This window comes from Campylobacter concisus, assembly GCF_002914195.1.
In the GTDB taxonomy this organism is placed as follows: domain Bacteria; phylum Campylobacterota; class Campylobacteria; order Campylobacterales; family Campylobacteraceae; genus Campylobacter_A; species Campylobacter_A concisus_M.
On record NZ_PPAU01000108.1, the window covers coordinates 267,671 to 287,617 of the forward strand.

The 19,947-nt window shown below is 37.1% G+C and carries 18 protein-coding genes; 9 read left to right on the forward strand and 9 right to left on the reverse strand.

Going from position 1 to position 19,947, the window contains the following annotated elements:
• The first annotated feature begins 3 nt into the window (after nucleotides 1-3).
• Nucleotides 4-1,035 (forward strand): pseudaminic acid synthase, encoded by a 1,032-nt coding sequence (gene pseI, locus CYP28_RS07370; protein ID WP_103593693.1) that lies wholly within the window; start codon nucleotides 4-6, stop codon nucleotides 1,033-1,035.
• A complete protein-coding gene (locus tag CYP28_RS07375; protein WP_103593694.1) occupies nucleotides 1,032-3,053 on the forward strand; it encodes a motility associated factor glycosyltransferase family protein in 2,022 nt (673 codons plus the stop codon). Before pseI ends, CYP28_RS07375 begins: the two co-directional genes overlap by 4 nt.
• 264 nt (nucleotides 3,054-3,317) lie before the next feature.
• On the opposite strand, the gene CYP28_RS07380 is transcribed toward CYP28_RS07375, so the two are convergent.
• Entirely contained in the window at nucleotides 3,318-4,823 is a 1,506-nt protein-coding gene (locus CYP28_RS07380) for a flagellin B (RefSeq protein ID WP_103593695.1), read from the reverse strand.
• Between the two features lie 187 nt (nucleotides 4,824-5,010).
• On the opposite strand from CYP28_RS07380, the gene topA reads away from it, so the two are divergent.
• The 3 genes from topA (at nucleotide 5,011) to crcB (ending at nucleotide 8,987) form a co-directional block, all read left to right on the forward strand.
• Nucleotides 5,011-7,128: a type I DNA topoisomerase gene (topA, locus tag CYP28_RS07385; RefSeq protein WP_180997951.1), complete on the forward strand. Its 2,118-nt coding sequence runs from the start codon at nucleotides 5,011-5,013 to the stop codon at nucleotides 7,126-7,128.
• Nucleotides 7,129-7,794: 666 nt separating this feature from the next.
• Entirely contained in the window at nucleotides 7,795-8,634 is an 840-nt protein-coding gene (locus CYP28_RS07390; protein ID WP_103593697.1) for a biotin synthase, read from the forward strand.
• Nucleotides 8,634-8,987, forward strand: a complete 354-nt coding sequence (gene crcB / locus CYP28_RS07395; RefSeq protein ID WP_103593698.1) for a fluoride efflux transporter CrcB — start codon at nucleotides 8,634-8,636, stop codon at nucleotides 8,985-8,987. The genes CYP28_RS07390 and crcB overlap by 1 nt, the downstream gene beginning before the upstream one ends.
• A 666-nt stretch (nucleotides 8,988-9,653) precedes the next feature.
• Here crcB and CYP28_RS07400 read toward each other — a convergent pair.
• Nucleotides 9,654-10,136, reverse strand: coding sequence for a hypothetical protein (locus CYP28_RS07400; protein WP_103593737.1), 483 nt, complete (start codon nucleotides 10,134-10,136; stop codon nucleotides 9,654-9,656).
• A gap of 117 nt (nucleotides 10,137-10,253) precedes the next feature.
• Between CYP28_RS07400 and CYP28_RS07405 the strand changes: the two genes are divergently transcribed.
• Genes CYP28_RS07405 through CYP28_RS07415 form a run of 3 tightly spaced genes read left to right on the forward strand, consistent with a single transcriptional unit; the run spans nucleotide 10,254 to nucleotide 13,500 of the window.
• A complete protein-coding gene (locus CYP28_RS07405; protein ID WP_072595383.1) occupies nucleotides 10,254-11,417 on the forward strand; it encodes a cation:proton antiporter in 1,164 nt (387 codons plus the stop codon).
• Between the two features lie 2 nt (nucleotides 11,418-11,419).
• The gene (locus CYP28_RS07410; RefSeq protein ID WP_103593699.1) at nucleotides 11,420-12,697 is read left to right on the forward strand and encodes a citrate synthase; all 1,278 of its coding nucleotides are present in this window, start codon (nucleotides 11,420-11,422) and stop codon (nucleotides 12,695-12,697) included.
• A complete protein-coding gene (locus CYP28_RS07415) occupies nucleotides 12,694-13,500 on the forward strand; it encodes a 3'(2'),5'-bisphosphate nucleotidase CysQ family protein (RefSeq protein ID WP_103593700.1) in 807 nt (268 codons plus the stop codon). Before CYP28_RS07410 ends, CYP28_RS07415 begins: the two co-directional genes overlap by 4 nt.
• A 3-nt stretch (nucleotides 13,501-13,503) precedes the next feature.
• Here the strand turns inward: CYP28_RS07415 and CYP28_RS07420 are convergent, their stop codons facing one another.
• Genes CYP28_RS07420 through CYP28_RS07450 form a run of 7 tightly spaced genes read right to left on the reverse strand, consistent with a single transcriptional unit; the run spans nucleotide 13,504 to nucleotide 19,073 of the window.
• Nucleotides 13,504-15,060 (reverse strand): class I SAM-dependent methyltransferase, encoded by a 1,557-nt coding sequence (locus tag CYP28_RS07420; protein WP_103593701.1) that lies wholly within the window; start codon nucleotides 15,058-15,060, stop codon nucleotides 13,504-13,506.
• Between the two features lie 8 nt (nucleotides 15,061-15,068).
• On the reverse strand, nucleotides 15,069-15,566 hold the full coding sequence (locus tag CYP28_RS07425; RefSeq protein ID WP_103593702.1) for a redoxin family protein: 498 nt from the start codon (nucleotides 15,564-15,566) through the stop codon (nucleotides 15,069-15,071).
• A 48-nt stretch (nucleotides 15,567-15,614) separates the two neighbouring features.
• Nucleotides 15,615-16,292, reverse strand: a complete 678-nt coding sequence (gene modB / locus CYP28_RS07430; RefSeq protein WP_084109623.1) for a molybdate ABC transporter permease subunit — start codon at nucleotides 16,290-16,292, stop codon at nucleotides 15,615-15,617.
• A complete protein-coding gene (locus tag CYP28_RS07435) occupies nucleotides 16,289-17,146 on the reverse strand; it encodes a sulfate/molybdate ABC transporter ATP-binding protein (protein ID WP_103593703.1) in 858 nt (285 codons plus the stop codon). The genes modB and CYP28_RS07435 overlap by 4 nt, the downstream gene beginning before the upstream one ends.
• Nucleotides 17,143-17,538: a TOBE domain-containing protein gene (locus CYP28_RS07440; protein WP_103593704.1), complete on the reverse strand. Its 396-nt coding sequence runs from the start codon at nucleotides 17,536-17,538 to the stop codon at nucleotides 17,143-17,145. The genes CYP28_RS07435 and CYP28_RS07440 overlap by 4 nt, the downstream gene beginning before the upstream one ends.
• A complete protein-coding gene (gene modA, locus CYP28_RS07445) occupies nucleotides 17,535-18,290 on the reverse strand; it encodes a molybdate ABC transporter substrate-binding protein (protein ID WP_103593705.1) in 756 nt (251 codons plus the stop codon). The genes CYP28_RS07440 and modA overlap by 4 nt, the downstream gene beginning before the upstream one ends.
• Nucleotides 18,291-19,073 carry a TOBE domain-containing protein gene (locus CYP28_RS07450; protein ID WP_103593706.1) on the reverse strand — a complete coding sequence of 261 codons (783 nt, stop codon included), beginning with the start codon at nucleotides 19,071-19,073 and terminating at the stop codon, nucleotides 18,291-18,293. It lies immediately after the preceding gene.
• A gap of 163 nt (nucleotides 19,074-19,236) precedes the next feature.
• Here CYP28_RS07450 and CYP28_RS07455 point away from each other — a divergent pair, with 163 nt between their 5' ends.
• The gene (locus CYP28_RS07455; RefSeq protein ID WP_103593707.1) at nucleotides 19,237-19,947 is read left to right on the forward strand and encodes an MlaA family lipoprotein; all 711 of its coding nucleotides are present in this window, start codon (nucleotides 19,237-19,239) and stop codon (nucleotides 19,945-19,947) included.

Sequence of the window (19,947 nt, forward strand, 5' to 3'; positions counted from 1 at the left end):
CGGATGAAAATAGGAAATTTTGATACAGACAAAAAGGTCTTTATAATAGCAGAGCTCTCTGCTAATCACAGCGGTAGCCTAAAAACGGCGGTAGATACGATAAAGGCGGCTAAGCGCGCTGGAGCTGACGCGATAAAGCTTCAGACATATACGCCTGATAGCCTGACTCTAAATTCGCACCTAGACGACTTTGTCATAAAAGGCGGACTTTGGGATGGGAGAAATTTATACAAGCTTTACCAAGAGGCGCTAACGCCAAAAGAGTGGCATGCTGAGCTTTTTAAAGTGGCAGAAGAAGAAGGGCTTATCTGCTTTTCAAGCCCATTTTGCAAGGACGACGCCAACTTCTTAGAGCAGTTTAACCCGCCAGCCTATAAGATCGCAAGCTTTGAGGTAACGGACTATGATTTTGTAGAATTTATAGCTAAAAAAGGTAGGCCTATCATCATCTCAACTGGTATAGCCTATGAAGAAGAGATAAGAGATGTGGTGCAAATTTGCAAAAACGTAGGCAATAGCGACATCACTCTTTTAAAATGCACTTCAAGCTACCCAGCGCCGCTAAATGGTATGAATTTAAAAACGATAGCTGATATGAAAGAGAAATTTGGCGTAGAGGTCGGCTTTTCAGATCACACATTAGGCGTGACAGCCCCAGTTGTTGCGGTTAGCCTGGGTGCTAGGATAATTGAAAAGCATTTTATACTTGATAAAAGCGTAAAAAGCGTTGATAGCGCATTTAGTCTTGATAAGAACGAATTTGCTCTTATGGCAAAGTGTGTTAGAGAGGCCGAGGAGCTTTTGGGTGTGGTAAACTACGAGCTAGACGAAAAAGCAGCTTTAAACAGGAGATTTTCACGCTCACTTTATGCAAGCACAGATATAAAAAAGGGTGAAAATTTTAGCGAGCAAAATATAAGGAGCGTGCGTCCAGGGTACGGCCTGCACCCTAAATTTTTAAAAGAGCTGATCGGCAAAAAAGCAAAAAGAGATATAAAATTTAGCGAAAGATTAACAAAGGAAGATTTGATATGAATAACAAAAACGATAAGGCATCTAATAAAAAAGCGAAACCATCTAAAGACAATGTATCAAATATCCAAAATCCTATCTTTCAAAAAAACCTTCAAGCACTATTTCGGCAAGATGAAATTCTAGCAGCAAGGCTTTGGTCTATTGCTGGTAATGAAGACTATGAAATTTTTATAGGAAAAGACCCCATTGATATAAATTTAATAAACAAGCATACTTTTAAATATATCTATGAAAATCCTGGAGCAGACATTTTAAAGTTACTTGAAGATACAGAAAGTGACTATAAACGTTATCCAATGCTGTTTTTTTATGGATTAGGTAATGGCGTACTTTATAAAGCACTAGCAAAAAATGAAACACACCAAAAAATAGTAGTTATAGAGCCAGAGATTGAGATCATATATCTTGTTTTAAATGTTATTGATCTATCAAACGAACTAGAAAGTGGACAGATAATACTTTTTTATTCAAAATTTGTTACCTATACACATTTTTATTATCTGGTTACAGAAGCGAAACTAAACTCATATGCAAAAACTTATGATAATCTTATGATTCATATGCCTTTTTATGATCAATTTGAAGAAGACTACATAAGAATAAACAAAGAGATTACAAGGGCATTTTCTCAAATAGTAGTTGCTCACGGCAATAGCATAGACGATCTTTTATTAGGCACAAGACAAAATTGTGAAAATTTAGTGCCTATGATTAGCAATTATTGCTACACAAGTCTTGTTAAAAAAAGATATGGTCTTATGGATACAGCTATAATTGTATCAACTGGTCCAAGCCTAGATAAACAGCTTAATACACTTAAGAAATTTGCTCCATATGTTAGCATTATAAGCGTTGATGCCTCTTACCCAATCCTTGCGAGGCATGATATAAAGCCTGATTATGTAATGTCGATTGAAAGAATAGAACCAACTTCTAGTTTTTTTGAAAAAAAACATCCAAATATTGATGACAATATACACTTTATTGTTGCCTCAGTTACACACAAGCAAACTATTAAAAATATCTTGCCAAGAAAACTAGTGCTAACCATGAGACCTCAACAAGAGGAGTATATGTTTGGTCTAAAAAGATATGGATACTTGGGCGTAGGACATAGTTGCGCAAACATGGCCTACCAGCTAGCCTATGTCTTAGGACATAAAAATATTGTTTTCATAGGACAGGATCTAGCATTTGGTAAAGATGGAGCAAGCCATGCAAAAGGTCACGCCTTTGCGCAAGCGGATGAAAATATATTTGTTAAAGCTTATGGCGGAGAGGGAGAGGTTAAAACAACGTATGTTTGGACTCTATTTAAAAACCAGTTTGAAAATGACATCGCCCAATCAAGCCTAGAGAATATAAAATCATATAACTGTACCGAAGGTGGTGCTAGAATAGAAGGAACTATAGAAAGGCCGTTTTTAGAAGTAATGCATGAGCTTTGCAAAGACAAAGAGATTAAAAAACTGCCTAATATCAAAAAAGATAGCGAAACGACGATAAATAAAAACCTTTTAAAAGCTTATAAAGTTATACTTGCAAAAATAAAAGCTCAAAGTGAAGTCAAACAACAAATAGAAAAAGTCTTTTTAGAAGTAGTGCCTAGTATAGATAAATTGCTTGAGCTCAATAAAGAAAATAAAATAGAAAAAAAGCACTTTGATGAGCTTCTTAAAATAACAAAAAAGATAGATAAACTAAAAGACGTAATCGCAAAGCGTAATTATCAAAAATATGTAGATAATATATTGCAAATTTCAGTCTACTATCAAGAACTTGAGCTTGCAAAAATTTCTGTAGCACCAAGTGACACAACCATCCAAAAAACCAACAAGCTTCTTATGTGGGTAAATATGCACAAGTACTGGATGTTCTCCGCAGCTGGCGGACTAAATGCCGACATCGAAGTTACTAAAAAAGCTTCAAAAGCACTTGTTGCTGAGCTAAAAAAGAGAAAACTAATAACTAAAAATGAGATAGGAAAAGCAAAAGAAAATTTTATACTGAGTATATAAGCTAATTTGTAAGTAGAATTATTTTACTTACAGTCTTTTTATTTGGCTTACTAGTTTTAGTAAGCCTCTGTCACAATTATAAATTTATAACACAACCCATTATAAACCACTAGAGCAAAGATAAAATAGATACATTACTATTTATTTTTAGTAGATAAAGCCCCAAAGTTAAACTCTGGGGCGTGGGTTTGCGTATTGTAAAAGCATTAACACTCTTAAGGCCTTGTTACTGTGACAAAGCCTCTATCTAAAACCTTAATGAAACTATTGTAGTAGTTTCATTACGTTTTGTTGTACGCTGTTTGCTTGACTCATAGCATAAGCACCTGATTGAGCTAGGATGTTATGTTTTGAGAAGTTAGCAGACTCGCTAGCAAAATCAACATCTCTGATTTGAGATTCTGCAGATTTTACGTTAACTTGAGTTACAGTGATGTTATTAACTGTAGCTTGAAGTTGGTTTTGAACTGAACCAAGGTCTGAACGAACTTGATCAAGTGTTTTTTGAGCAGACTCAGCAATACTCATAACAGCCATTGCACCGCGAAGTGTCATAACACCAGCAGATTGAGCTACTGATAAAGCTCCACTCATTCTTTGGAAGCCCATAGCAGTTGCTAGGTTTTTATCTATTTGACCTCTTATGTCTCTTAGTGATACTGATTGTTGAGCACCACCATTAGCAGAGAATGCTAATGATAGTTTAGCAACGCCACCAGCATTTAGTTTAATATCTCTACCATCAAGGCGAACTAGGTTTAGTCTACCTACAAAACCAGTTAAAGATGTACCTTTTGCAGCTGCTCCTTTACCACCAAGACCCTTTGAGATGTCTTTACCAGAAGCTACGATAGCACGGCCATCACGGCTTGTTAGCACCATTTTACCAGTTTCGGCATCAACAGAAGCTTCAACGCCAGTTTGATCTTTTACAGAGTTGATAGCATTTACAAGTGCACCGTTTGCATCATTTGCTTTAACTTCTAGGTCGCCTATTTTAACGCCATTGATTGTTAAAGACTGAATTAAGCCGCCACCAATAGCAGCACTTGCTTTCCAAGTAACATCAGCTGTAGCTCTAACACCAGTTCTATCAGCAACTTTGTTGATATTCTCAGCTAAAGCACCAAGACCTTTACCGATACCTGTTGAGATAGTAGCAGCTGTAACGCCAACATCATTTACACCATCAACGTTTAAGAATTTAAGATTTACTGTACCCATAGCTGTAAGTAGTCTTGAACTCTCAAAACGTGTAAGACCGATCTTATCAGACGTAGTCGCACCAATACTTGCTTTAACAGTTTGGTTTGAGTAAGCACCTATTTGGAATTCTTTATTAGAGAATGTTCCGTTTAGTAGTTGCTGACCGTTAAATGAAGTAGTGTTACCGATATTATCAAGCTCTTCCATTAGACGAACGATATCAGCTTGCAATGCTTGGCGTGATTGAGTTGTTTGGCCGTCTTGAGCTGATTGAGTAGCTTTTGTCTTGATAGTATCAAGAATTTTTAGCTGCTCGTCCATAGCTTTATCGGCAACTTGAATGATACCAATAGCATCATTACCATTTGCAATAGCTTGACCTAAAGCTGAAGCTTGACTTCTTAAGCTATCTGCAATAGATAGACCTGAAGCATCATCTGCAGCTGTTTGAATCCTAAGACCTGAGCTAAGTTTGTTAAGTGACTTAGATAGGTCAGTGTTGTTGCTAACTGCGTTAGCGTGTGTGTTAAGTGCGTTTACGTTTGTGTTAATACGAAAACTCATTGTAAATCCTTTTAATTTTTTAGTTACGACTTCTTGTCGCACAAAAACTATATCGTGAAATTTTCTAAAAACTTTATAGGCATTAATGAAAAAATTTTTAAAAAATTAACATGGATTTGATTTTTATGTCTTGATACTTTAAAAATTATTTTTGCTACAATTACGCCAAAAAATACAAAGGCTATATATAATGAAAAGCTTAATCATCGTGGAATCTCCCGCAAAAGCAAAAACTATCAAAAATTTTCTAGATAAAAGCTACAACGTCATCGCCTCAAAAGGCCACATCAGAGACCTGCCAAAAACAAGCTTTGGTATCAAGATAGAGGATGATAAATTTACCCCAGAGTATCGCATCAGCAGTGATCACTCCGCTATCGTAAAAGAGATAAAAGAACTCGCCAAGGGTGCTGATGAAATTTATCTCGCGACCGATGAGGATAGAGAGGGTGAGGCGATCGCGTTTCACATCGCAAACGCTATCGGCAAAGAGCCAACCAGCCTACCTCGCATCGTCTTTCACGAGATCACCAAAAGCGCCATACAAAACGCTCTAAAAAGCCCAAGACACGTCGATATGAATAGCGTCAATGCCCAGCAAACAAGGCGCTTGCTGGACCGCATAGTTGGCTACAAGCTAAGTCCGCTTTTAAATTTGAAGATACAAAAAGGGCTAAGCGCTGGCCGTGTGCAAAGTGCGGCCCTAAAAATAATAGTCGACCGCGAGCGTGAAATACAGGCATTTAAGCCAGTTGAATACTACACTATCGACACCGTTTTTAAAAAAGACTTAGACGCTGAGCTAGTTAAATTTGAAAACCAAAAGATCGAAAAACTAACTATCCAAAATCCAGACCGTGCAAAATACATTATAGAGAATTTACAAAATGAGAAATTTAGCGTCCGTGAGATCGAGAGCAAGGATAGAAAGATCCAGCCAAGCCCGCCATTTATGACATCAACACTTCAGCAAAGTGCGAGTAATCGCCTTGGCTTTAGCCCTAAAAAGACGATGATGATCGCGCAAAGCCTATATGAAGGCGTGCAAACAAACGAGGGCTTCATGGGTGCGATCACTTACATGAGAACGGATAGCTTAAATTTAGCCAAAGAGGCTGTCGCGGCCGCTAGAGAGCACATCCTTCAAAACTACGGCAAAGAGTATCTACCGGCCAAAGCGATAAGCTACACGACAAGCTCAAAAGGCGCGCAAGAAGCCCACGAAGCGATCCGCCCTACAAATTTAAACTTCACACCGCAAATAGCCGCTAAATTTCTAGAAAAAGACGCGCTCAAACTCTACACGCTCATCTACAATAGATTTTTGGCCTGCCAAATGAGCGCATGTGTGAGCCAAACGCAAAATGTCTATGTCGCAAGTGAGAAAGGCGAGTTTAAGATAAGCGGCAGAAAGGTGCTATTTGACGGCTTTTACAAAGTTTATGGCGAGCTTGATAAGGATAAAATTTTGCCAAATTTAAAAAAGGGCGACGAGATGAGCTTGCAAAGCATAAAAAGCACGCAAAATTCCACCGAGCCACCAGCCAGGTACTCAGAAGCTGGACTTGTTAAGAAGCTTGAAAGTCTAGGCATCGGCCGCCCAAGTACCTATGCACCGACTATTACGCTGCTAACCTCAAGAGACTACGTGAGAGTCGAGAAAAAGCAGCTCATACCAAACGAGATTGCATTTAGCATGATAGGCGTTTTGGAGGAACACTTTAGCAATATAGTTGATAGCGAATTTACCTCTCATCTTGAAGAAAAGCTCGATGAAATCGCACTTGATAAGGCCGACTGGCAAAAGGTGCTAAGCGACTTTTACTATCCATTTATGGAAAAAATAAGCGCTGGCAAAACTGGCATAAAAAGCCTAAAAACAGCCACTCCGATCGGTGAGAAGTGCCCAGAGTGTGGAAGCGAGCTAGTGCTTAGAAAGGGCAGATACGGCGAGTTTATCGCTTGTTCAAATTTCCCAAAATGCAAATATTCAAGAAATGTCGCAAAAGATAATGAAAAGAGCGCAGAAACTGGCACTACTGCGGCAGCTAAGCCAAAACGCGAGCTTAAAAAGCTTGACGTGCCATGTCCAAAATGTGGCGGCGAGATCGTCGAGAGATTTAGCAGGCGCGGTAAATTTTATGGATGTGCCAACTATCCAAAATGCGACTTCGTCTCAAACTACGAGCCAGTTGAGCAAAAATGCGACGAATGTGGCGGCGACATGATCAAAAAAGAGCTTAAAAAAGGCACATTTATAGAGTGCACAAAATGTAAGAAAAAGACGCTTATTTCTGAAAACTAAAAATTTCTAGCCAAATTTGAGCCGTCTTGGTCTAAATTTGGCTTTTATAAATTTAGACTTTAAATGCCTGATACCACCGCTAAGCTTAGCCAGATAAAGGGCAAAAACCTTGTCATCAACTACACTTAGTCAGATGGTAGCTTCAAATCGTAGCACTCACTTTTTGGGCTTTTTGACGAGCTTAGCGCTTTGCCAAATTTAAAAACAGATCTTTTAAAAAAACGAGTAGAAATTTAGTAAGAGAAAGTAATGCCATAAAATTTAAGTTTTTCGCATAGTTTTTAATAAGTTTATATTGTGGAGCAAATTTTAAAATTCCATTCACTCGCAAGAGCTGACTATTAAAATTAGCTTTGCTTATAGTTTAGCTTAAATTTTAGAGCCGAAATTACTCGTTCTTGAAATTTTAAAATTTATAGATATACGAACGCATGCGGTGTAAAGTGCTATCACATGCACTTCTAACGTGCGAGGGATTTAGGGGAAGGAATGGCTTTGCTTCGTTAGCTCACAGCTACAAGTAAACCGTAACTCAAGCTCCTTTGTCCATCTTTGAATAAAAATAAATTTATACATTTCATCAAACTATTTTTGCAAATTTATAAACCATCCTACTTAAATTTTAAACCTATCAAAGCTATAATACGCCACAAAAAAGGATAAAAAATGAAAACAATCATGCTTTGTGCGATATGCTCCGTCACGCAGGGAAACTGCGCTGAGGACTGTGCTTATTGCACGCAAAGTGCCAAAGCTGGCGCTGATATCACAAAATTTAAAGAAAAAAGCGTGCAGCAGGTGGTGGATGAGGCCAAAATGGCATATAAAAACCACGCTCTTGGCTTTTGTTTAGTCACAAGTGGCGCTAGGCTAAACGACAAAAAGACCGACTACATCGCATCTTTAGCAAGAGCCGTGCATAAAGAAGTGCCAAATTTGATGCTCATCGCATGTAACGGTATGGCGACTTACGAGCAGCTTTGCGAGCTCAAAAATGCTGGCGTTTTTAGCTACAACCACAACCTAGAAACTAGCCGTGAATATTTCCCCAAAATCTGCACAACGCACTCTTGGGACGAGAGATATCAGACAAATTTAGACGCAAAAAGGGCTGGGCTCATGCTTTGCACTGGCGGCATTTACGGCGTTGGCGAGAGCGAGGCCGACAGGATGAGCTTTAGGGCGAGCCTAAAGGAGCTTGAGCCGTTTTCATCGCCTATAAATTTTTTCATAAAAAGTGACGCACTAAGGCTTGATCAGCCACCTCTTAGCGCGGATGAAGCCCTAAAAATCGTGCGCGAAACCAAAAGCGCACTGCCAGAAACTAGGGTCATGATAGCTGGCGGCAGGGAGAAGATATTGGGCGAGAGGCAGTACGAGATCTTTGAAAATGGCGCAGATGCGATCGTGATAGGCGACTACCTCACTGCAAAGGGCGAGAAGGCGAGCAAGGACATCGAGGAGCTTACAAAGCGCGGTTTTAGCTTCGCAAGCATCTGCCACTAATGCTAGTAAATTTACTTTTTGCAGGGCTTGGAGGCTTTATCGGAGCTGGATGTAGGTTTTTAGCTGGTGAGCTGCTAAAATTTAGCCACTTTCCGCTAGCCACGCTTGGCGTAAATGTGCTTGGCAGCTTCATTATCGGCGTTTTATTTTGCTTAAATTTAAGCCAAAGTGTGAGGGTTTTCTTAGTCGTTGGCATACTTGGTGGCTTTACCACGTTTTCAAGCTTTAGCCTCGATAGCGTTAAATTTTTACTAGAAGGCGAACTCGTAAAAGGCTTTTTAAATATATTTTTAAACCTTAGCCTTTGCCTGCTCGCAAGCTATTTTGGCATTTTGCTTGGTAAAAATTTGTGAGGTTTTTAAGGTACGCAACAAAATAACTTTATCTATGCCATTTTTAAATTTTAAAGCTTCACTCACTCGCCACTAAATTTAGAGCCGCGATATGCTCGCTTTAATTTACTCAAATTTATCTGATAACAAATCGCATGCAGTGCGTTAGCACTGGAGCATGTCACCTCTAACGTTGTCGGGGTTAGGGGATCGTTAAGGGGGAAGGGAGCGACTTCGTAATTCAAGCCTCTTCCCTCTTAACAAAGAAACAAAACTTTAAATTTCTAAAAACCTTAATTTATAAATTTTAAAATTCCATTCACTCGCAAGAATTGACTACTGATTTTGGGTCTTACAAAGCTTGCCACTAGAGCCGAAATTACTTGCTTATAAAATTTTAAAATTTGATAGAGTTTTACCCGCATGCAGTGCGCCAGCACTATTGCGTGCACTTTGAGCGTGTTAAGGGATTGGGGGATATAAAGGGGGATAAGGGGGCGACTTCGTGTCTGCCATGCAGTTGCGAGCTTACGAAGCAAAATTCAAGCCCCTTTGTCCCCCTTTAAGTAAATTTCATCAATCTATGTGCAAATTTTAAATTTCATTCACTCACAAGAATTGGCTAGTAAAATTTGATGAAATTTAACAAAACCGTATGTAGTGCAAAATACCACCTCATCCACCTTTCTACCTAGCTTCTACCTTTGGCATCTGAAGCATAAAATTTCTAGCCTCACTTAAAAGTACAGGCTTAAGCCCATCTACCAGAGTTTTTGAATCGTAAATTCTCTCATATGAAAGCATTAATACTCCATCTTTTTTTAGTAGAAAGTGGATTATTTCTATATTTTTACTGCTTATTTTATCTTTTATGAGAGCTAAAATTTGATCATTCTCTTCGCTATAAAGCACCTCTTTAGCCTCTTTTATCTTCTTTTTTAGCTCAGCAAGCATACTTTCACTTTTTATATTTTTATCAAATTTCACTCTAAAGCCTACAAAATGCTCATCAAAATTTTCATTTTTTAAAAAGTAAAAACTCTCATCTTTGGCTGTATTTTTCTTATAAAAAATGCTTCCATCAAATTTAAAACTTTGAACCAAACTTAGCTCATCTGCAAAGCTAAAAATTCCAAAAAACATCAAGACAAAAAATAGAAATTTACGCATAAATTTGCACTCCAAATTTTTAAAAATTTGTCGCCATTTTGCCCAAAAATCGCTTAGCTTAATCAAAAAATAACAAAGCTTTTTATACAATCAAACATTTTTAATTTAAGGATCTTTTTGCAGTTACATCAAGCTAGCGAGCTTAGTATTCTTGTCGTTTTGGCATTTATCGTCTTTGCTTCGCCTTATATTTCTAAAATTTTACGCATTCCTGTCGCTCCTGCTGAGATAATACTTGGAGCACTGGCTAGCTACATCGGGCTTGTCGGCGAAAATGAGATGTTTAAGCTAATTAGCGAAGTTGGCTTTTTCTTTTTGATGTTTCTAGCAGGCATGGAGATCGATCTTAGAATGCTTATAAACATTGACCGCAAAATTTTACGCCTGGGGCTTATCTATCTTGCCCTCATCTACTCGCTAGCAACTGCACTTACATTTAGTTTTGATCTTAGTTTGCTCTATATTATCATTATCCCGATAATGGCCGTTGGCATGATATTTACGCTATTTAAAGAGTATGGCAGAGATGTAAAATGGCTAAATTTAAGCATGCTTATTGCAACTATTGGTGAGCTTATAAGCATTACGCTTTTGACGTTTATAGCGGCCTATTTGCAGTTTGGAGCTAGTATAAATTTATGGCTAACGATTGGCTATTTGATCTTATTTTTGGCCATCAGCGTACTTAGCTTTAAAATTTTAGATGTGCTTTTTTGGTGGTATCCGGGGCTTAAAGTGATCCTTATGCCACACTACGACAAGGACGAAAAAGATATTAGGCTAAGCATTGCTGTATTTTTTTCGATGATTGCACTTATGCTTTATTTAAATTTAGAAGTTGCCTTTGGCGCGTTTATCGCGGGTATGTTTATAGCGACATTTTTTGATCATAAAAAAGACTTACCACACAAGCTATCAAGCTTTGGATTTGGATTTTTGGTACCGATATTTTTTATACACATAGGCTCAACTTTCAAGCTCTCAAGCCTAAGCTCAAATGAAGTGATAAAAGATGCTATTTTTATATTTTGTGCGATGCTTGCCACAAGGCTTTTTTCAAGTGTGTTATTTGTAGGAAAATTAGGATTTAAGGGGATATTTTTGTTTTCTCTCTCACAATCCATGCCACTAACGCTTCTAGTAGCAGTTGCTACTATCGCACACAGATCAGGTGAGATAAGTGATTATTCTTACTCATCTTTTATCCTAGCGAGCCTAGCTCAAGCTATAATAGGGACAATAATTATAAAATTTCTAATGCAATCAAGAAGTAAGGAGTAAAAATGTCATCAAATACAGCTACACTAACTGATAACAGAACCGGCAAGAGTTATGAGTTTCCTATACTAAAAGGCACTATGGGACCTGATGTGATAGACATCTCGACATTTTTTAGTGATACTGGAATGTTTACTTTTGACAGAGGTTATACTTCAACTGCGATGTGTCGCTCGGCGATAACTTATATAGACGGCTTAAAAGGTGAGCTAATGTATAGAGGTTATGATATCGCGTATTTGGCTGAAAATAAGACATTTTTAGACGTGGCATATTTACTCTTAAACAAAGAGCTTCCAACAAATGAGCAGTATATAAATTTTAAAACCGAGCTTAAAAAAAGAAGCTTTATACATGAAGGCATGATGAAGCTATTTGATGCATTCCCAGATAAAGCTCACCCTATGGCGATCTTGCAAGCAGCAGTATCAGCGCTAAGTGCCTTTTACTCAGATCATCTAAATATGGATAAACCTGAAGAGTATCACGAGATGGCTATGCGTATAATCGCTAAAATTCCAACAATAGCTGCATTTAGCTACCGCTACTCACGCGGACTTCCTATCATATATCCAAATTTAGATCGTGGCTTTACTGAAAATTTCCTCTACATGATGAGAGGCTATCCGTACGAGCACGTCGATCTTAAGCCAATCGAGATAAAGGCACTTGATACGGTCTTTATGCTGCACGCAGACCACGAGCAAAACGCTTCAACAACGACTGTTAGAACCGTTGGCTCAACGCACGCTCACCCATACGCATGTATAAGTGCGGGCATCGGCGCACTTTGGGGCTGGGCTCATGGTGGGGCAAACGAGGGTGTTATACGTCAGCTTGAAGAGATAGGCTCGGTCGCAAATGTCGATAGATACATCGCTAGAGCAAAGGATAAGAACGATCCATTTAGGCTAATGGGCTTTGGTCACAGGGTCTATAAAAATTTTGACCCTCGTGCAAAGGTGCTTAAGAAGATGAGAGATCAGCTTATGGATGAGATAGGCATTAACTCAGAGCTCATCAAGATCGCCAACCGCATCGAGGATATCGCGCTAAATGATGATTATTTTGTGAGTAGAAATTTATATCCAAATGTTGATTTTCACTCAGGACTCATCCTAAAAGCGCTTGGCATACCAAATAATATGTTTGCCGTCATCTTTGTCATCGGCAGGACTCCAGGCTGGATCAGCCAGTGGATCGAGCTAAAAGAGCAAGATACGATAAAGATCGTCCGCCCAAGACAGCTTTATGTTGGAGAGACAAACAGAACACCAAAATGAGTGAGCTTCTAAATTTAGCCATTAAAGCAGCCGTTAATGCTGGAGCGCAAATAATGAAATTTTACTCTGCAGATAATACGTCTCTTAAAGTCTGCCTAAAAGATGACAGCTCACCACTAACTAGCGCTGATCTAGCCGCAAATGAAACAATACTAAAAGTTCTAAGTGAAAGCGGGATAAAAATTTGCTCTGAAGAGAGTATCTTGCTAGAAAGCGTTAAAGACGAGTTTTGGCTCGTAGATCCTCTTGATGGCACGAAAGAATTTCTAGCTAGAAACGGCGAATTTTCCGTTTGTATAGCACTTATAAAAAAAGCTAGACCGGTGCTTGGCGTGATATTTATCCCAGTTAGTAAAGAGCTTTTTTACGCTGATGAAAATGGCGCTTTTAAAGAAATTTTAGATAACAATGATGAAATCATAAAGAGAGTTGATCTAAACGAAAAAGATAAAAATTTAGACAATCTAATCTTTTCAAGCAGAAGAGGCGACGTCAAAGAGATAGAATTTATAGGACAGAGCTTAAATTTTGAGCAAAGGTGCATCGGCTCAGCCATAAAATTTTGCCGTTTAGTTGAATTTGGTGGAGCTTATTTGAGATTTGCCCCAAGCTATCTTTGGGACAATGCAGCAGGAGAAGCGCTCGTAAATTTTTGTGGCGGAAAAGTATTTGACGCTAATAGCGGCAAAGAGATGAGCTATGAGCTTGTTCATCTAAAAAGTCCATTTTTCATAGCTCTCTCAAAAAATACACTAAATCTAAAAGATAAAATCACACAACTATATAAGCAAAGTAAAATTTAAATCTTAAATTTCTTCTAGTAGATAAAGCATGCTAGCTATTTTTGCTGTGCCTAGCACATAGCTCATTATGTTTGCTGCGACTTTATCTTTTTTAAGCACTTTGCCATTTATGTCAAATATATCTTCGTTACTCTCTTTGATAAATTTCAAAGCTTTTGCTGCGACATCTTCTAAGCTATTTTTACCATCAAGCAATAAAAGTATGTAATAATCGATATTATTAAGCTTCCTTGAGATGCTAAATTTATTAGCAAAAACAACATCGGCATTATTTTTATGATTTAAAAAATATCTTACATAATTTATTAAATTTTGACTAAGCCTTGAATAGCCGGGCCTATACTCGATATTTTTTTGCTCATCTTTTAAAATCATTGCATCAGACGAGTTTGTTAAAATTCTTACAAAAGCACTATAAACCATAAGCTTATCTTCTGGCAAAATTTCTAAAATCTGAGAAAGGTTTATGCTAGCTGGATACATCTTATAAAAGACCTCGCAAAGCCATGATATATCCTGTGGCATAGCACCATAACTATCTTGCCACTGGTTATCTTTCTTTATAAAATCTGCCACAACGTGAATTTTATTAATATCGCTTGGACCTATTTGTTTATTTGCTATGCTCTCATAAGTTTTGCTATGGACTATTAGGCTTTGTCTAAATACTTTGTTGCTAATCATATCCATGAATTGCTCTAGATCGATCCTGTCTTTAAACTTGTTATTTTTATATTCATCTACTACGGCTGTGCCAACATCTGGGGTAAAAATATCATCAAGCGTATATTCACAAAGATAGGTAAGATCATTTTTGGCAAGCATGGCATTAAAATCTTTAAAATAAAATGGATCATTTGTGTATTCTAAAAACTCATGAGCTATGTAAAAGTCATCTTTTGAGAGCACATGTTCAGTTACAAAAAGAAGCATCTTAAGAGGTATTTTTCCTTCATAAATTTCTTCATCTCTTGTTAGCAAATATTCTTTATAGACTAAAAGTGCTTCTTTGGCTGCTTGTAGCCTCTCTTGCATGCTCTCTTTATCTTTTGCGGCAAGTAGCATTATATCTCTTACGATGTCTTTTACTTTCCAGCCAGGATAAACATTATAAGAGATAAATGCCACGCCATTTGCACTTAAATTCTCTCTTACGACTTTTAATATAGCTTCTTTTACAAAGTCAGGCACCCAGCTAAAAACACCATGAGCGATGATATAGTCAAATTTCTCATCGCTTTTAAATTCGCAAATATCGCCGTGTATAAGCTCTAAATTTGTAAGCCCCATCTCTTTAACGATCTCTTGCCCACGCCTTATCTGCTCTCCACTGAGGTCTATGCCAACTACTTTTGCATTTTTGTTATTTACTGCAAATGGGATCAAATTTCCGCCAAAGCTACATCCTATTTCTAAAACTCTTGCATTTTCGCATGGCGGTGGAGTTATGCCAAGAAGTGTAGCACAAGCTTCAAGCCTATATGGCGACGATTGGGCAAAAGCTATTGATTTATAAGTTAGCTCATCATAAGACTTTTCGATTTTGCTATTTTGGCTCATTTTAGCTCCTAGTAGTCTTTTTCTTTGAGTTTTTCTAGCATATTTTTGGCATCATTCTCAGGATCATCCACTATATATGCGTGCCTTACCTTGCCATCTTTTATGATGAGCGTTTGTCTAAAGTAAAATTTATGGCCATTTGATGCAGAAAAAACCGGAAGTTCAAGTGCTCTCTCAAGCATAAACTCACTATCATTTAAAAACATAACTCCAGCAGAAGTTTCTTCTTGAAATTTCTTTTGAGCTACGATATCTTGTGAGCTAATGGCTACTACCATAAAACCAAGGTCGTTAAAATCTTTTAAAAATTTCTTGTAGTTTATCGCTTGTTTGGTGCAACCCTTCATGCCAGCTGTATTTTGCAGTTGCTCGCTTAAAAGACTAAAGTCCTCGCCTATCTTTGGGTAGATAAAAATAACGCAGTCGTGTGTCCTTGCAAAGGCAGAAAAATCAAATTCCTTACCGTCTAGGGTATTTAAATATATACTTGTAGGCACTTTTATCATACCTCATCCTTTAAAATTTTTTACTATTATATCTCTATAAGCTTTGTCTTAAGCTTTTTTAGAATTTAAAAGATAAACTACAAAAAGGACAAAAAAGCTAATTATTAACATCAAAAGTGCATAGATATGAGCCTTGGTGTAATCAAGCATTTCAACTGCTTCAAATATCGCAATGCTAGCGACCTTGCTCTCTCCAGCTACGCTACCGCCTATCATTAAAACAACACCAAACTCACCCATAGTGTGAGCAAAGCTAACGACAGTAGCTGTTAATAAATTCGATCTTATACTTGGCAAAATCACTCTAAAAATAGTCGTGAGCTTATTTTTACCAAGACTATAACTTGCTTCAAAAAGGCTCTTTTTTAGGCTGTTTAGTCCAGCATAAATCGGACCAAACATAAATGGCAACGAATAGATACAACTTGCCACAACAAGACCTGTGAAATTAAAAACCAACCTAACTCCAAAAATTTCTTCGATAAATTTACCAAAGGCCGAATAAGGCGAAAGAAAAATGAGTAAATAAAAGCCAAGAACACTTGGCGGCAAGACCAGAGGTAGTGAGATTACCGACTCTAAAAACGACTTGCCAAAAAATTTCTTTTGAGACATAAAATAGGCAAGTGCGATGCAGACAAAAAATAAAATAAAAGTTGTTATAAAAGATAATTTTAGTGATAGCCAAAACGGCTCGTAATCGATACTTTTTAACTCGTCTATCATGCTTTTTCCAAATTTACACCAAATGCTTTTGTGCTAACTACTACCATATCGCCTGCTTTTAGATTCATTGCTTCGCTGCTACTTAGCACCACTTCACAAATTTGGCGGTTTATTAATACATTTGCTACGAAGATCGCATCATGTTTTTTTATCTCTAAAATTTTAGCATTAAAGGCAAATTTCTGCGATCCTGCACTCTTTAAAAATATCTCACTTGCGCTACCTGATCTTGAAATTTTTCCATTCTCAAGGACAAAGACTTTATTGCAAAGCTTATAAATTTCAGCGATATCATGACTTACTAAAATAATGCTCATCTTAAACTCATCATGAAGTGCTAGTAAATAGTCTTGAAGTTTCTCACGCATGGCATTATCAAGCGCACTTAACGGCTCATCAAGTAGTAAAATTTCAGGCTTTCTCATAACCGCACGAGCCAAAGCAACACGTTGCTTTTGACCGCCAGAAAGAGTGCTAATCTTTGCGTTTTTTAGACTTATTAGGCCGCAAATATCAAGAAGCTTGTTCGCTAGAGCTAGATCATTTTTTGCAAAGAGCAAATTTTTAAAGACATTCATATTTTCAAAAAGTGCATAGTCTTGAAATAAAAAGCCGATATTTCGCTTTTGTGGAGCCAAATTTGTCTTTTCATCAAAGAAAACTTTATCTCCGACCTTTATAGAGCCACTTTGTGGCGTTTCAAAACCAGCAATCAATCTTAAAATAGTAGTCTTTCCGCCGCCGCTTGCTCCATAAAGTGCGACAAAATCACCACTTTCAAAGCTAAGGTCTGCCTCAAGCATAAATTTGCCGTCGCCACCATTTAGCTCTTTTTTGCAAGAAATTTCTATCATTTTTGAGTACTTATATGAATACTAGTAGATTTTATATAGGCAAAAACACTATCATTTTTACTCAAATTTAGCGCTCTTAAAGCGTGATTTGAGATAATAGCTTCGAAGTAAATTTCGCCACATTTTAAGCTAACAACACTTAAAATTTCACCAAAATTTATAGCTTCAATCACGCACTTTAGCTCGTTTTCAAGCGAGCTATTACTTAGTTTGTCTTTTGCCAAGATAACATCGGAGCTTTTAAAACCTAAGCCAATCTCATCATCTAAGGTGAATTTGCTAGCCTCATTTAAAACTAGCATAAATAAATTTGCCTCTAAATTTAGACCCTTTAGCTCAAATAAGCTAACGTCATCTTTAGTTAAAATTCCAACGATCTTTGCTCTTATCATTTAGCTGGAACGTTGTAACCAAATTTCTTGAAAATTTCTCTTGATTTATCACCTAAGATAAACTCATAAAATGCCTTCGCATCATCATTTTTTTCAGCATGTTTTAGAAGAACTATGCCTTGATCGATCGGAGTGTATAGCTCTTGTGGAACAAAGATGTAATTAACGCCCTCTTTGTATTTTGACATTTTCTCATCAAAAAGTGCGCTAGCAGCGATAAAACCTACATCAGAAGCACTTAATGCTTGAGATAGAGTTTCAGAAATTTTTTGAGCATAGACGATATTTTTTTCTACTTCGTCATAAAGTTTTGCGTTTTTAAGAGCCTCTATACTAGCTTTGCCGTATGGTGCAGTTTGTGGATTTGCGATAGAAATCGCCTTTAAGCTACGAACAACTTCGATACCTTTTTTGAAATCAACATTTCTAATAGAGAAAATAGCAACAGCACCTTGTGCATAAACTTTTGGAGCAGCTACTGCAAAGCCTGTGTCATAAGCTTTTTGAGCAAAGCCCATATCAGCAGCCATGAATATATCAGCTGGAGCCGAGTTTTGTATCTGCGTAACAAGACCGCCACTTGCACCAAGGGTTAAGTTGATCTTTGTATTTGGATAAAGCTTATTAAACTCTTTTATAAGCTCTGGAAATGCATATGTCGTATTTGCAGCAGCATATACATTTACTTCAGTACCAAATGCGTTTATGGCAAGCAAAGCCGCCACACATAAAAATTTAAAAGCTTTTCTCATTTAAACTCCTATAATAATTTGAGATGATTTTACTATTGCCAAAAGTGTATCGCCAACACCTATTTTCATCTGGATAGCACTATCTTTTGTGATGATAGCAGTTAAAGTCTGTTCATCGCTTAGTTTTAAAGTGATTTCAGCATTTACAGCTCCTATCTTTGCTTCGATCACTTCGCCTTTTAATTGATTTTTTGTGCTTATTTTTATATCTAGATCCTTAGCCAAAATGACAGCTGGAGCTTTAAAAATATAAATAACTTTTTGTCCAACTTTTAGGCCTAAATTTTTCTCACTTTCAACCGTGATGTTTGACTCAAGCGTGCAGCCATTACTTAGTTTTGCAACTATTTGAGAATTTACCGCACCGCGGTTTATGCTAATAATCTCACATGAGAGCTGATTTCTAGCACTTAAGTTCATATTCATTCTTTGAAGATTTATAATATCTACATCCTCAAAATCTACTTTTTGACAAATTTTTTGCAAAAAATCCTTTTGAGTCTCAAGAATGACATCATAAATTTTTATCAGTTTATTGGCATACTCGCTTAGCTCGGAGCCACTATTTTTTTTATTTCCATCAGCTCTAATAATAAGGGGCTTACTACTTTTATTATTTATCGTATCAAGACAGTCCCAAGCATTTTTATATGATATACCAACCAATTCTGCTGCTTTTGTGATACTTTTTGTCTTTTTTATGGCCTTTAATAATGTAATATGTTTAGCTAAAACCTGTGTATCTTCGCCTAAAAATAGTTCTAAATTTATATCTGCTTTCAAAATTTTTACCTTTACTATATTGGAGAATAATTTGTGAAGTATATCTAATTATATTAATCCTTAAGCTTAAAGTTAAGTTGATCTATAAATTTTTCTTAATTTCTTATAAAGTTTTTAAAAGATAAAATCGAGCTACATTTTATAAATAAAAATAAGGCTTAGTATGAAATTTTTGCTTTCTATCTTTTTTAGTTTGCTTTTAGCCTGTGCTAATACGGATATAAATACGAATAGCGAAAGCGATGAATTTGATGTTGAATTTGAAGCAAGAAAAGATGTTTTCGACCCGCTTAGTGGCTACAATAGAATGATGACACATGCAAATGACTTTATCTATGTAAATATGCTAACTCCGGTGGCAAAAGGCTATGCCTATGTTGTGCCAAAAACAGCTAGAACAATGGTTTCAAATTTCTTTGACAACCTTCTTTTCCCAGTTCGCTTTGTAAACAATCTACTTCAGCTTAAATTTCAAAATGCTGGCGAAGAGACATTGAGATTTTTAGCAAATACGATAATAGGTTTTGGCGGACTAACAGACGGAGCAAAATACTACGATCTAAAACCTCACGATGAAGATTTTGGACAAACGCTTGGATATTGGGGGCTTGGCAGCGGTTTTCATATAGTTTGGCCACTTATTGGACCATCAAATTTAAGAGATACTGGTGGCATGGTTGGAGATTATTTTGCTGATCCTATTAGCTACGTTGATCCTATACTTTTATCAACTGGCATAAAGTCATATAGAGCGTTTAATAGCTTTTCACAAGATCCAACTGCTTATGAAAAACTAAGAAAAGATGCTATTGATCTTTATCCATTTTTACGCGATGCTTACGAGCAAAGACGTGACAAGCTTATCAAGGAGTAA

Excerpts from the sequence above, each read along its gene's own strand:
- pseI (WP_103593693.1), top strand. The coding sequence starts at position 4 with ATGAAAATAGGAAATTTTGATACAGACAAAAAGGTCTTTATAATAGCA.
- CYP28_RS07375 (WP_103593694.1), top strand. The coding sequence starts at position 1,032 with ATGAATAACAAAAACGATAAGGCATCTAATAAAAAAGCGAAACCATCT.
- CYP28_RS07380 (WP_103593695.1), bottom strand. The coding sequence starts at position 4,823 with ATGAGTTTTCGTATTAACACAAACGTAAACGCACTTAACACACACGCT.
- CYP28_RS07390 (WP_103593697.1), top strand. The coding sequence starts at position 7,795 with ATGAAAACAATCATGCTTTGTGCGATATGCTCCGTCACGCAGGGAAAC.
- crcB (WP_103593698.1), top strand. The coding sequence starts at position 8,634 with ATGCTAGTAAATTTACTTTTTGCAGGGCTTGGAGGCTTTATCGGAGCT.
- CYP28_RS07400 (WP_103593737.1), bottom strand. The coding sequence starts at position 10,136 with ATGCGTAAATTTCTATTTTTTGTCTTGATGTTTTTTGGAATTTTTAGC.
- CYP28_RS07410 (WP_103593699.1), top strand. The coding sequence starts at position 11,420 with ATGTCATCAAATACAGCTACACTAACTGATAACAGAACCGGCAAGAGT.
- CYP28_RS07415 (WP_103593700.1), top strand. The coding sequence starts at position 12,694 with ATGAGTGAGCTTCTAAATTTAGCCATTAAAGCAGCCGTTAATGCTGGA.
- CYP28_RS07420 (WP_103593701.1), bottom strand. The coding sequence starts at position 15,060 with ATGAGCCAAAATAGCAAAATCGAAAAGTCTTATGATGAGCTAACTTAT.
- CYP28_RS07425 (WP_103593702.1), bottom strand. The coding sequence starts at position 15,566 with ATGATAAAAGTGCCTACAAGTATATATTTAAATACCCTAGACGGTAAG.
- modB (WP_084109623.1), bottom strand. The coding sequence starts at position 16,292 with ATGATAGACGAGTTAAAAAGTATCGATTACGAGCCGTTTTGGCTATCA.
- CYP28_RS07435 (WP_103593703.1), bottom strand. The coding sequence starts at position 17,146 with ATGATAGAAATTTCTTGCAAAAAAGAGCTAAATGGTGGCGACGGCAAA.
- CYP28_RS07440 (WP_103593704.1), bottom strand. The coding sequence starts at position 17,538 with ATGATAAGAGCAAAGATCGTTGGAATTTTAACTAAAGATGACGTTAGC.
- modA (WP_103593705.1), bottom strand. The coding sequence starts at position 18,290 with ATGAGAAAAGCTTTTAAATTTTTATGTGTGGCGGCTTTGCTTGCCATA.
- CYP28_RS07455 (WP_103593707.1), top strand. The coding sequence starts at position 19,237 with ATGAAATTTTTGCTTTCTATCTTTTTTAGTTTGCTTTTAGCCTGTGCT.